The 12,630-nt window shown below is 37.3% G+C and carries 12 protein-coding genes; 3 read left to right on the top strand and 9 right to left on the bottom strand.

Features of this window, described 5'->3' with window-relative positions; genetic code table 11:
- Positions 1–210 precede the first annotated feature (210 nt).
- Both FFM55_RS01415 and FFM55_RS01410 read right to left on the bottom strand, forming a co-directional pair.
- Positions 211–846, bottom strand: coding sequence for an SdpI family protein (locus FFM55_RS01415; protein ID WP_137600392.1), 636 nt, complete (start codon positions 844–846; stop codon positions 211–213).
- A complete protein-coding gene (locus FFM55_RS01410; RefSeq protein ID WP_042491917.1) occupies positions 839–1,111 on the bottom strand; it encodes an autorepressor SdpR family transcription factor in 273 nt (90 codons plus the stop codon). The genes FFM55_RS01415 and FFM55_RS01410 overlap by 8 nt, the downstream gene beginning before the upstream one ends.
- A gap of 193 nt (positions 1,112–1,304) precedes the next feature.
- On the opposite strand from FFM55_RS01410, the gene FFM55_RS01405 reads away from it, so the two are divergent.
- The 3 genes from FFM55_RS01405 (at position 1,305) to FFM55_RS01395 (ending at position 4,968) form a co-directional block, all read left to right on the top strand.
- Positions 1,305–3,110, top strand: coding sequence for a M3 family oligoendopeptidase (locus FFM55_RS01405; RefSeq protein ID WP_137600391.1), 1,806 nt, complete (start codon positions 1,305–1,307; stop codon positions 3,108–3,110).
- A gap of 217 nt (positions 3,111–3,327) precedes the next feature.
- Complete coding sequence (locus FFM55_RS01400) at positions 3,328–4,713, top strand: sugar porter family MFS transporter (RefSeq protein WP_228179951.1); 1,386 nt, start codon at positions 3,328–3,330, stop codon at positions 4,711–4,713.
- A 78-nt stretch (positions 4,714–4,791) separates the two neighbouring features.
- Positions 4,792–4,968, top strand: coding sequence for a PspC domain-containing protein (locus FFM55_RS01395; RefSeq protein WP_042491919.1), 177 nt, complete (start codon positions 4,792–4,794; stop codon positions 4,966–4,968).
- Between the two features lie 48 nt (positions 4,969–5,016).
- Here the strand turns inward: FFM55_RS01395 and FFM55_RS01390 are convergent, their stop codons facing one another.
- The 7 genes from FFM55_RS01390 to FFM55_RS01360 form a co-directional block, all read right to left on the bottom strand.
- Entirely contained in the window at positions 5,017–6,246 is a 1,230-nt protein-coding gene (locus FFM55_RS01390) for an ArgE/DapE family deacylase (protein ID WP_052348369.1), read from the bottom strand.
- 139 nt (positions 6,247–6,385) lie between these two features.
- Positions 6,386–7,639 (bottom strand): chloride channel protein, encoded by a 1,254-nt coding sequence (locus FFM55_RS01385; RefSeq protein ID WP_042491923.1) that lies wholly within the window; start codon positions 7,637–7,639, stop codon positions 6,386–6,388.
- Positions 7,640–7,653: 14 nt separating this feature from the next.
- Positions 7,654–8,484, bottom strand: a complete 831-nt coding sequence (locus FFM55_RS01380; protein ID WP_052348370.1) for a hypothetical protein — start codon at positions 8,482–8,484, stop codon at positions 7,654–7,656.
- A gap of 13 nt (positions 8,485–8,497) precedes the next feature.
- On the bottom strand, positions 8,498–8,899 hold the full coding sequence (locus FFM55_RS01375) for a helix-turn-helix domain-containing protein (protein WP_042491925.1): 402 nt from the start codon (positions 8,897–8,899) through the stop codon (positions 8,498–8,500).
- Positions 8,900–9,028: 129 nt separating this feature from the next.
- Entirely contained in the window at positions 9,029–9,877 is an 849-nt protein-coding gene (locus tag FFM55_RS01370; RefSeq protein ID WP_137600390.1) for a methyltransferase domain-containing protein, read from the bottom strand.
- 84 nt (positions 9,878–9,961) lie between these two features.
- The gene (locus tag FFM55_RS01365; RefSeq protein ID WP_137600389.1) at positions 9,962–11,158 is read right to left on the bottom strand and encodes an iron-containing alcohol dehydrogenase; all 1,197 of its coding nucleotides are present in this window, start codon (positions 11,156–11,158) and stop codon (positions 9,962–9,964) included.
- Between the two features lie 137 nt (positions 11,159–11,295).
- Positions 11,296–12,492 carry an iron-containing alcohol dehydrogenase gene (locus FFM55_RS01360; protein WP_137600388.1) on the bottom strand — a complete coding sequence of 399 codons (1,197 nt, stop codon included), beginning with the start codon at positions 12,490–12,492 and terminating at the stop codon, positions 11,296–11,298.
- Between the last annotated feature and the right edge of the window lie 138 nt (positions 12,493–12,630).

Genomic DNA, 12,630 nt, shown 5'->3' with positions numbered 1-12,630 from the left:
TGAGCAACAGTACGATTAAAGAGCACATAAAAAAGACTCTCCATCTAAACTAATACCACCTGAAATGCACACTACACCCCTAAAAGATATAGTCATCATTGCAATTTCAAAATCGTATTAATTCTTCAATGGACAGTCCTCAATTTTCTTTTAATTTAGCTTTAGATTACCATATATACACCGCAAAGTATATAAAAACAGACCGACTATCTAAATACCCTTATGATACAGTATAAATGAATAACCAATTGGCAAAATGACGATACTTAAAATAGGTATAATAAGCAACCAAGTTTGTTGCAAAAAACCATTAATCAGCATAAAAATACCAACGATTAAAAATAACCAAGCCGCAAAACGATGTGTTCGATTCCAGTTTTCTTTACTGTGCAATGTCCACGGAATTTTAATGCCTACTGTATAATTTTGCTTCACTTTGTGTAAATAGTTACCCAAGGTAATAAATAATATTCCCACCATAAAATTAACAATCATCACAATATTAAGCGAATATCCTAAAGCAATGCCATAAATACTAAACATCATGATGTTTTCAATTATTGGCGCAATCCATAATAAGCCTTTGAACAATCTTATATTAATATTATTTTTTGAAGGATCAAAATAAAGGCTAAAAAAACAAATATATTGTATAACAATCATCAATAAAGGTAGTCCAAATACTGTCTTGCTTTTGCTATGCCAACCATTTGCTTGACCACCAGCGCCAAAGTGTGTTGCAATGTTATCTGGTAATTGTGCCCAAATCATTAATCCAACAACCAAAGGGACTAACATGACAATCGTTGTGACGATCAATAACCGTCGTAATTCTTTTTTAGTCATTTTTACGCTCCTTTAATGACATTAACCACCCCATCATTTCTTCAACTAATGTGGTATTTAAATCATAATAAATGAAATTCTTCTCTTTTTCCTCAAAAATTAAGCCAGCTTCTTTTAATAAACGCAAATGATATGAAATTGTTGCCTTGGTCATATCAAAATGCTCTGCTATATTGCCTGCAGTCATTGCACCATTTCTTAATAACTGCAGAATTTCTCGTCTAACCGGATCAGATAGTGCTTTAAAACTTTTTTCAAACCCCATTAATGACCCATCCTCTCCACTATTTAGATAAACGTCTAATTAGATATTTATCTAAACAATACCATAAAAACAATTATCACGGTATTATAATATACTTAAATGTGATACCCATATAGTTTTTGTACTAGAAAAAAGTTATGATAGAATAAATAACAAAATAATTAAAAAAACATGAGATTTATGGAGATTAAAAATGACTTATTCATTAAATTGGAACTTAGATACCATTTATCCTGGTGGTATTCATTCACCTGAATTTGCAGACAAATTAAAATTATTAGCACAACAGATTGCCGACTTAAAAACAGCGGTTAATGACTATAATTTAGTTAATGATACAAATTTTAAAACATTTAGTCAGCTTACCGCTGATAATCAAACGATTTTTTCTGGCCTACGCACAGCCACGCTGTTCGTTAATGCTTTATCAGCAGCCGACTATACAAATTCAGAATATCGGCCATATCAAACAAAAGTTGCCCAATTATCAGTAGCTTACCAAACACCATTAAATGCGTTTTCTAAACTACTAACAACTTTTTCAGATGACGATTTTAATCAAGCATTAGCAACCCCTGCAATTGCACCAGTTGCCTTTCATTTAAAAGGATTGTGTCACCAAGCTGCTCGTCTACTAGACGATAAAACTGAACAATTATTGGCGACATTAAAATTGGACGGCTTAGATGCTTGGTCTGAACACTATGACACGATTAGTGCTGGTTTAACAATGACCTACACTGACGAAAACGGTGTCCAACAAACACTGTCAGCTGGACAATCATTAAACCGGATTGATGACTATCCTGATAATACAATTCGCGCTGAAATTATGCGACAATATGAAAAAATGTGGGGTAATGCTGAAAATCTAGCTGCTGACACGTTAAATCATTTGGCAGGGGCTCGTTTAACCGAACAAGCTGCCCATGGTTATGATGACTTCTTAGCAGAACCACTAGAATTAAATCACTTATCACGACAAACACTTAACACAATGTGGCAAGTTGTCGATGACAATAAAGCAATGTTTAAGGATTATTTTAATCGTAAAGCACAATTACTTGATTTGGATAAAATTGGTTGGCAGGATCAATCGGCACCAATTACCAAGTTAGGTGATTACACCCCTACGACAACAACTTATGATGAAGCCGCTGCATTTATCATTAAAAATTTTGGTAAATATTCACCTAAGATGGCTGCTTTTGCACAACATGCTTTTGAAAACCAATGGATTGAGGCAGAAAATCGGCCTGGTAAAACACCTGGTGCTTGGATGGAAAGTGTGCCAGATATCCATGAATCACGTATTATTACAACGTTTACAGGTTCTGTTAATGATTCAGCAACAATCGCCCACGAAATTGGTCATGGCTTTCACACTTCAGTCTTAACTGACCTACCTGTATGGCGTGACGATTACGCAATGAACGTTGCTGAAACAGCTTCAACCTTTGCCGAAATGTTAATCGCTGATGCTAATGTTCAAGCAGCCAAATCTGATGCCGAAAAAGTTGTCTTACTTGATGCTAAAATGGCTAATCCGATTGCCATGTTTTTAAATATTCGTGCACGTTTCTTATTTGAAAATAGCTTTTATGCAGAGCGACAAGCTGGTTTCGTACCGGCAAAACGCCTAAATGAATTAATGTCAGCTGCTCAAGAACAGGCCTTTGGTGGTATTTTGGATGAATTACATCCCCACTTTTGGGCCTCAAAACTTCACTTCTACATTAACGATGTACCTTTCTATAACTTCCCTTATACTTTTGGTTACCTATTTAGCCAAGGCATTTATGCTTGGGCCCAAACCCAGGAAAACTTTGAGGAAGCGTATATCGCTTTGCTACGTGATACTGCCAACATGACGACTGAAGAATTGGCCCAAAAGCACTTGGGTGTTGATTTAACAAAGCCTGACTTCTGGCAAGCTGGCGCTGATTTAATTAAGCAAGATATTGATGAGTTCCTAAAACTTTCTGAACAGTTTGTCTAATAGCTACTTTTAGTGTCAGCAATCTCCCCATAAAAGGGGCAGGTTGCTGACACTTTTTGAATATAGATATTACGGCTGACAAAAAATTTAATTTTTCTTTAAGTTTACAAATAGTACACTACTTTCTGTAGGGATGTTATTTTTAATATGATCATTTTTTATCTTTAGCTTGATAAATGTTGTACAACCATTGAGTTTTTTTAAATTCTGAAAGGAAGTGTTTTTTATTTCGTATAAAGAAAAGTCTGGTCCCAAAAAGAACAACTCGTTTCTTAATTACACCTCATATATTATCGCATTAGGCGGCTTTTTATTTGGTTATGACACCGGTGTGATTAATGGTGCCTTAACTTTTATTAGTCGCGCTGATCAATTAGGCGCTGCACCAAGTACCCAAGGACTAATTTCTAGTTCTTTAGTATTAGGCTGTATGTTTGGTGCTTTGGCAGTCACTAAACTGGCGGATAATCTCGGGCGTAAAAAGCTATTACAATTGGTAGCAGCTGTCTTTACAATTGCAACTGTTGCTTGTTCATTATCAATTAATGCCTGGATGCTAATTATTTCACGTTTTATTCTGGGCTTGTCAGTAGGTTGTGCTTCAAGTCTATCACCATTATATTTAGATGAAATTTCTCCTGACAGGCTTAAAACAAGAAACGTCAATAAGAACGCAATTGCCATTGTTATCGGTCAATTAACGGCTTTTACAGTCAATGCAATTCTCGGCTCGCTTTGGCCAAACTGGCATCCAATTTGGCGTGTCATGATGTTAGCCGCAGCTATTCCTGCAATCTTTTTGTGGATTGCTTCTGCTAACATTCCAAATAGTCCATTTTGGTACCTCCTAAAACGCCAACGAGATCGTGCACAAGGCGTGTTTAAAAAATTAGGCTTTCCAAAACTAGACATTCGAGAAAATATTAATGAAGCAAAACAAGCTATTGGGCAAGGAGAAAAAATTAATTGGCAATTAATTTTTTCTTCTAAAGCGTCAATATACCTGCTTGGTGCCGGTCTGACAATCGGTTTTATTCAACAAGCTTCCGGTATTAATACAGTCATGTACTATGGTTCAACTATCTTAGAAAAAGTTGGTCTTGGTTCTGGTGCATCACTGTACGGTAACGTCTTAATTGGTGTTGTATCAGCCATTGCCATTTTTGCGGGTAAACATGTCGTTGAACAGATTTCACCCTATCGATTATTAACAATTGGCTTAATGTCCAATGTTTTCAGTCTAGCTTTACTCAGCTGGGTCATGAAAACGACGCCCTTAGCATCCAGCATGAATAACATTTTAATTTTGATTATTTTAGCTTATTTCTTAGCTACCCAACAGGGACTTGTTAGCCCAGTTACTTGGATGTTACTTTCTGAAATGTTTCCACAGCAATTACGTACCACGTTCAATGCCATCAGTACTGCAATGATCTGGTTAACTAACTTTGGTATTAGCCTGGTCTTTCCACTACTTATTGCACAACAAGGAACTGCTGGGGTATTCTTAATCTTTACATTTGCTAATTTTGGCTGCATTATTTTGGCAGCCGTATTTGCAAATTCGCATCTTGTTAAACGAGCTACTGCAAAATTTGAGTAACTAATTTAGATAATGATTATTAGAATTTCATAAGTTTTCATGTATAATGAACGTAAAGGCTTATAGGGGGAATATATTATGAATCTATACCGTTCAACAAATCATCGTGTTTTTGCCGGTGTCTTAGGTGGCTTAGCTGAACGCTTTGATTGGAATGTTAATTTACTAAGAATTATTTGGGTATTACTAACACTAAGTCCTTTCCCGGGTTTGGTTATTTATTTAATTCTTTGGCTACTATTACCTGAAAAATAACAGATTAATAAAAAGGACTGATGAGCATTCATCAGTCCTTTTTCTATGTTAAATGCCGAATTCCATAAATAGTTGCTTATAAATGTTAATAAAGTTCAAAAACTGTGACTTTGGTACAAATTCATTATCTTGATGCGGCGTATTATTACCTGGACCATACATGACAAAATCAAATCCCACTGGTTGATTAATGATTAATTGACTTGCATCAGTTCCCCCGGGAACACCTTCAGCAATAATTTCACCAGGTGTATAATTTTGAATACCTACAGCTTTAGCTTCTGCACGCAATTTCTGTCGTTCATCATCAGACAGCTTATCACTAGAAACAAAGGGAGCCGCTATGCGTTGGATATCCTTTAACAGCTTAGAATCACTATTACCACTAATTGGTGTCACATCCATACCTACTGTTATTGTAATCTCACCCGTTCCCGAAGCATTGTAGGCGTTAACAATGTCTTGCAACTTTGTCCAGATTTTAGCATTATCAAATTCTGGAATGGTCCGGATATTAATTTCCGCTTCTGCAGCTGATGGAATTGCATTAACCTGATTACCACCCTTAATTGTATCAATATTAATAACCGTCTTACCCAATACATCATTGTTAAAGTCAGCCGTTATATCTTTAACTTCTGTCTTAATTTTTTGCAAAACAGCAATCAAATGTTCCACGGCATTATTACCAAGATATGGCATTGAACTATGAGCAGCTTTACCAGCTGATTTTACAGTAACATTCAGCTCACCTTTATTTGCATAAATAGCACGATAAATACCCGATGGCTCTGTAATCAACAAAGCATCAACATCATCCATATAACCTTGATCTTTAAAAGCCTTTGCACCAGGCATACCAACTTCTTCGCCCGCAGTCGCTAACAAACGAATCGTTCCTGGAATTTTTGCGCCACTCTCTTTTAATTCCAGCATGGCAATCACCATTGCTACCAAACCAGCTTTCATATCCGTTGCACCACGACCATAAAGATTACCGTCTTTTTCCGTTAGTGTAAATGGATCCGTATCCCAACGGTCAGCATCAACCTCAACGACATCCATATGCCCAGAAATCGCAAGCACCGGCTTACCATTACCGATTTCAGCAACTAAATTAGCACGTGTTTTTGAATCGCCTAAAGGCAAAATGTCATTTTTAATACCCGTTTCGTCAAATAATTGCTTTAAATAAACTGCAACATCTTTTTCATGATCATTCACAGATTGAATTGCAATAATGTCTTTCAAAATTGATAGTTTTTGTTCTTCTTGCATCACAAATTCCCCCATAAATATTTTGCATCTTCTTTAAATAAGGTATGACAAATTTAACACCTGATTGCATGCATGTACACAATATAAAAGTCTCAATCCATGTAAAAAAGTATTCAACTGTTTTTACCAGTATACTTAATTACTTTAAAACTAATTTAGAAGACACACTGGCCAAAGCTACCGTTAGCCCTAATGGTAATAAGGCTGAAGAATCTAAATGACACACTTCAAATAACATAAACAATGCCATTAATGGTGCTTGTTGTGAAGCGGCTAAGAAACCGACCGCTCCAATAACACCTGCTTGCGCAATTGTCGCCATTGATAACCCAGGCATAATGACCATATAAGCAAACCCGACGATACTACCTAATGCACCACCGATTGCAATCGATGGTGTCAATGTACCACCTGCCACGCCTACTTTAATGGTCAGCAAGGTCATAATTGTTTTTAATGCAGCCCCTACTAACAAGAACACGACAACATTTTGATCAAGATTCACAAAAGAAAATTCAGCCAAACCACGACCGTTCCCCATAATTTGCGGCATCTTCATTGCAATTATACCGGTTAATAAAGCAACTAATGGTAATTGCCATAAAATTTGTTGGGACTTGGCGCTATGCTTGCCTGCCCATTGAAAGCCACGTCGGAAAAGCCCGCCCAAGACACCCATCATTAACGCAACAACTACGACAAATGGTAACATTTTTATTGAAAAATCCTTATGCGCAATCAAATAGTACGGCACAAATCCCTTCGTAATCGAACCAACTAGCATCGCAATAACAGACATACTCAAACTAACTGATATTGTTCGAATGTCTACTCTTTTAAGTAAAATTTCAACAGCAAATAACATTCCCGTAATGGGCGCAATATAGATACCAGCAAATCCTGCTCCGGCAGCAGCAGCCAATAGCAAACGCTGATCATCAGCTGATAGTGTGGCTAATCCTATCCGACCGGCAAATTTTTGCCACGTTTGTGCCATCAGTGTTCCGGCTTCGCGCGGTGCTAATTCACGACCAATTGACCCACCAGTCGCTACATAGAAAATTTGCGTCATCACATGAATTATTGTCACACCAAATGGCATTTGTTCTCCTTGTAACGCTTTATTGATGCTAACGGTTGGTTTGCCATAACGTTGCAAAGCATACCAAATCAACGCCACAATAATACCACCTAGGGTTACTGAAAGTAAGCGATTAATCGGTGTTGCAGCAGTGGCAACGGGTATATGCGCATTTTCCTCAAACTGTAAGAATAACCGTTCAACAATATCTAATAATTGGCCTAATAATAACGAGCTAAAGCCAACAATGATTCCTAAGACAATCGTTGCAATAACTAACGCTATCGTTTGACGTTTTGTTTTAGCTAACATGTTTAAATAATATCCTATTCTACTTCATAAACTTGTTCATTAATTAAATCAAAAGTATGATGGTGCGTTGCTAGCACTGGTTTTAATTTGGCTTGCTGCCAAAATACTTTTGAATTTGTTGCACCTTGATACTCACCAATGACTAATAACTTTTTAGTTGGATAGTTTTCACGTATTACTTGTAATAAATCCCAGTCAGCTGTTGAAGTATCAGGGGCCCAACTCATCATGATGACGGCAACCTCTTGACCATATTTTTCTAATGCAGCTAATCCGGTCATATTTTCAACTATTGTTACAGGCTGATCCAGTGTAATATCTGGTTGTTCACGCCATAATTGATTATCCGTCGCGATTATGACTTGCTCTGGATTAAGCGCCCGTAAGCCAGCTGATAAATAACCATGCCCTGCCATTAATTCTAAAATAGGCTGATTACCAAGATATCGTGATAAATCTTGGACAAATGGCGTTGAAACATACCCATACATACTAAAATATTCTATCAAAGCATCTCTTAAATGACGAACTAAAAAATCAACTGCTTCTAAAGATTCACTTAATTTTCCCCACAAAGCATTTCCTTTGGCAGGTTGGTTAGGAAATTTATCAACAACATATCGTTGCACATCCATAATCATATTATCACTCACTTCAAGCATTGGTAATTCTGTGGGTAAAAAACCTTGGTTAATTGCATTAATTGTCTGACTAACTTGTGCAATTAATTGGCCGACTGATTGAATTGGTTGAAACATTGTTTGATACGACAACAGCTCACTAAGATAATCAATCTCAGTGAGCTGTCGACCAGTACCAAATCGAATTAATTCTGTTTGGTTCATATTCATTCCTTTTTTAAAATAAACTTTCTTGATGGTTACTACGTAAATCATCTTCAGCAGTATACGAAACTGGATTCAAATAAGAATTAACATATTGAAAAATATCAAAACGTTGTTGATCGGTTAATGGTTTACCATTAAAATCAATTTCTTTACCAGATAAAAACAGCAATGACAAATCTGTCTTTTCTGACATGGCACGTCCCACTAAAAAGTCCATCGAAACATTAAAAAAATCCGCCAATTTACGAACTTCAATATAGGATGGTGAACGGTCACCGCGTTCCCAGTTTCCGATTTGAGCAGCTGTATTTGGTTTTTGACCTGGCTCAAGATGTTTATTCATTTCTTCAGCAAGATTTTCCAATGTGATATTACGACCTTTTCGTAATTCACGTAAGCGATCAGGAAACATATACGCAGCTCCATTCATTAAATATAGTGTAACGGGCTTTCACCCTATTATGACTATTTTACCGAACTTTCGTAACTTTTTCCACAATTTTTTGTGGAAAAATACTTGTTTTATCCACATTATGCACAATTAATTCTGATAGGTCATCACGACGACATTCACCGTTACCTGCTTTAAAGCCATATTTTCTGCGATTATTTGTGTTTCAGGACGTGCTCCCCAATGTAGCGGTGTCATATGTAATAGGTCAACATATAAGTCACTTGGAATTTCCCACGTATATGTGATTTCGCGTTGTGTGGCTGTCGGATAATTTTCCATAAAGCGTTGCACAACTTTGTCATTTTGATACGTATGTTTTGGTGAATCAACTGGATATAATATCCCTCGTAATTCATGCAAATAACCTGATGCTGGCACGATTTTAACTAATGTGCCGCCAGGTGCTAAGACTCGTTTAAATTCTTCATATGCACTTGGTGAAAAAAATTCAACAACACTATCAAAACTAGCATCCGTAAATGGTAAATTTGCTAAATCAGCCACTGCAAAAAAGGCTTCTGAGTCTAATTGAGTTGCTAAATTAACCCCGGCTTTTGAAATATCAAATCCGATAGCTACGTCATGTTGTTGTCGTAAGTCTAATAAACGCTTGAGTGGTGTCCCTTCACCAGTACCAACGTCTAAAATTCGTTGTGGTTGCTGAGGTAATTCTTCATAAACCGCTTGTACAATCCCGTCAAACAACCCGGCTGTTAGTACTTTACGTCGTGATGCTAACATATTATCATCGTATTCTGTATTTACAGCTTTATTCAAAAAATACAACGATCCTTTTTTATTTAAATCTAGGCGATGACCATGCGGACATACCAAGGTATGCCCAACGATATGATCATAAGGTTCATTATCAACCAAGCAACGAAACATTTTTAGATTTTGGGTGACAAATTGGACACCTTTATCAATTTTTTTCATACTGTACCATCATTTTCTATTTGCAAACAAAAAATCAAAGTCCCTGACGAATCCGGTTAACTTTGATTCCTCATATTATTTTATTTATTCAAACCCATCAGTCGTCATCGAGGCAACAAAGATGGCCACAACATCATCAACTGTTAAATTAACGTAGCCGCCATTTTGATCCAACTGTCCAACTCGAACTGCATTTTGCGCCATTTTAACAAAATTTGTATCATCATTAATATGAACACCTGACAATGTCATTGGTATCCCCAATGACTTAATCCAATCATACGTTGCTTGGATTGCACGTTGTGCCACATCTAAATCATCTTCCCCCGTTAAATGCCAGACTTCACGACCATAACGGGCAAAACGGGCTTGTGTTTCTGTAGACAAGGCACGTTTCATCCAGCGTGGTGTTAAAATCCCCAAGCCAACACCATGTGTAATATCATAATAGGCTGATAATTCATGTTCAATTGGATGAACAGTCCAATCGTTAGCATTACCTAAGCTAGCGAAATCGTTTAATGCCATCGTGGCACCCCACATTAAATTAGCCCGCGCATCATAGTTATCTGGTTCTCGCACAGCAACTGGAGCCCATTTAATGACTGAGCGCATCATACCTTCAATAATACCACTTGTCACATCGTTAGCTGTTGCCCGATCAAAGTATTGTTCTGCCAAATGTGAAAATACATCAAATGAACCTGCAGCTATTTGCCATTTTGACACAGAATATGTCAACTGTGGATCTAAAAATGAGACTGCGGGAGTTTGCGGACCAAATGAATCTAATTTCATATTTAATTGTGCATTAGATATCACTGAGCCATTATTCATTTCTGAACCCGTAGCCGCCAACGTCAAGATATCAACGACTGGTAATTGTGCTATTTGATAACGACGTTTTGTGCCGGCTACCCCGATTAAATCCCAAGGATCCCCCTCGTAAAATTTTGCTGAGGCAATGACCTTTGCAGCATCTAATACTGAACCACCACCAACTGATAAAATGACATCAACTGCATGCTCTTTCACCAACTTTTGGCCATCACGGATTGATGCCACCTTGGGATTTGGCGCAATCCCTGATAACTCAACAACATTTAAGTCTGATAGTGCGGCCAAAACACGATTATATAGGCCTGATTTCTTAATCGATCCACCACCATACGTTAATAATACATTGTGCCCAAATTGGGCAACGGCATCATGTAACTCTTTATCAATACGGTCTTTACCAAAACGAATCGCTGTCTTATTTTGAAAACTAAAATCCTCCATGCAACCTCCCATAATTTAGATTATTGCTGTTTATGCATTCTTAGGTTACTTTAACTCTCTTTATCTTAACAAAAACATCCTATCGATAACAAATGAATGTCATCAATAGGATGCCTATAAATCAATTAATATCTTATTTATTCAAAACCAGCCGTTGTCATAGAATCATGATATAAGGCCGTTACATCGTCAACTGTTAAATTAACGTAACCACCATTTTGGTTCAAGTTACCAATGCGGACTGCTTCTTGGGCCATTTCAACAAATTTTTCTTCGGAATTAATCGCAACACCAGGGAGTGTCATTGGGATATCAAGTGACTTAATCCAATCATACGTTGCTTGGATTGCACGTTGTGCCACGTCTAAGTCATCTTTGCCAGTTAAATGCCAAACTTCACGACCATAACGAGCAAAACGGGCTTGTGTCTCACCTGACAAGACACGTTTCATCCAACGAGGTGTTAAAATAGCTAACCCAACACCGTGTGTAATATCGTAGTAGGCTGACAACTCATGTTCAATGGGGTGAACCGTCCAGCCATTCTTATTTCCTGAACGAGCAATGCCATTTAGTGCCATCGTTGCTCCCCACATTAAGTTAGCACGAGCATCATAATTATCTGGTTCTGCTAACGCAACTGGGGCCCATTTAATGACTGAGCGCATCATACCTTCAATAATACCACTTGTCACGTCGTTAGCCGTTGCCCGATCAAAGTATTGTTCTGCTAAATGTGAAAATACATCAAATGACCCTGCAGCTGTTTGCCATTTTGAAACTGAATAGGTTAATTGTGGGTCTAAAAATGAAACCGCTGGTGTATTAGGACCATATGTGCCTAGCTTGATATTCAAATCTGAATTTGAAATCACTGAGCCAGCATTCATTTCTGAACCAGTTGCAGACAAAGTCAAAATATCAACAACAGGCAATTGATCGATATCTGATCGTGATTGTGCACCACGATCAGCAACTAAGTCCCAAGCATCACCATCATAAAATTTTGCTGAGGCAATGACCTTTGAAGCGTCTAATACTGAACCACCACCAACTGATAGAATGACATCAATATCATGTGCCTTCGCCAATTTTTGGCCATCACGAATAGAATCAATTTTTGGATTAGGTGCAATCCCAGACAATTCAAATACTTGTAGATCAGCTAATGCTTTTTGGACGCGATCATATAAACCAGATTTTTTGATGGAACCACCACCATACGTTAACAATACCTTTTGCGCAAATTGCGCAACAGCATCATGCAATTCTTCATCAATATGGTGTTTACCAAAACGAATCGCTGTCTTATTTTGAAAACTAAAATCTTCCATACAATCCTCCTACAATTTAGATTGTGACATTATGAATTTAACTACCCTTATCTTAACAAAAACATCCTATCGATAACAAATGAATGTCATCAACAGGATGTTTTAACATGTTTCATAAAGATTAGTCTTTATAAGAAC

It is taken from the genome of Weissella sagaensis, from assembly GCF_005405285.1.
GTDB lineage: Bacteria > Bacillota > Bacilli > Lactobacillales > Lactobacillaceae > Weissella > Weissella sagaensis.
Note: the sequence above shows the minus strand (reverse complement) of the source record. Positions and strands in the feature narration are given on the sequence as shown.

Excerpts from the sequence above, each read along its gene's own strand:
- FFM55_RS01360 (WP_137600388.1), bottom strand. The coding sequence starts at position 12,492 with ATGGAAGATTTTAGTTTTCAAAATAAGACAGCGATTCGTTTTGGTAAA.
- FFM55_RS01365 (WP_137600389.1), bottom strand. The coding sequence starts at position 11,158 with ATGGAGGATTTTAGTTTTCAAAATAAGACAGCGATTCGTTTTGGTAAA.
- FFM55_RS01390 (WP_052348369.1), bottom strand. The coding sequence starts at position 6,246 with ATGCAAGAAGAACAAAAACTATCAATTTTGAAAGACATTATTGCAATT.
- FFM55_RS01405 (WP_137600391.1), top strand. The coding sequence starts at position 1,305 with ATGACTTATTCATTAAATTGGAACTTAGATACCATTTATCCTGGTGGT.
- FFM55_RS01395 (WP_042491919.1), top strand. The coding sequence starts at position 4,792 with ATGAATCTATACCGTTCAACAAATCATCGTGTTTTTGCCGGTGTCTTA.
- FFM55_RS01385 (WP_042491923.1), bottom strand. The coding sequence starts at position 7,639 with ATGTTAGCTAAAACAAAACGTCAAACGATAGCGTTAGTTATTGCAACG.
- FFM55_RS01415 (WP_137600392.1), bottom strand. The coding sequence starts at position 846 with ATGACTAAAAAAGAATTACGACGGTTATTGATCGTCACAACGATTGTC.
- FFM55_RS01410 (WP_042491917.1), bottom strand. The coding sequence starts at position 1,111 with ATGGGGTTTGAAAAAAGTTTTAAAGCACTATCTGATCCGGTTAGACGA.
- FFM55_RS01375 (WP_042491925.1), bottom strand. The coding sequence starts at position 8,899 with ATGTTTCCTGATCGCTTACGTGAATTACGAAAAGGTCGTAATATCACA.
- FFM55_RS01380 (WP_052348370.1), bottom strand. The coding sequence starts at position 8,484 with ATGAACCAAACAGAATTAATTCGATTTGGTACTGGTCGACAGCTCACT.
- FFM55_RS01370 (WP_137600390.1), bottom strand. The coding sequence starts at position 9,877 with ATGAAAAAAATTGATAAAGGTGTCCAATTTGTCACCCAAAATCTAAAA.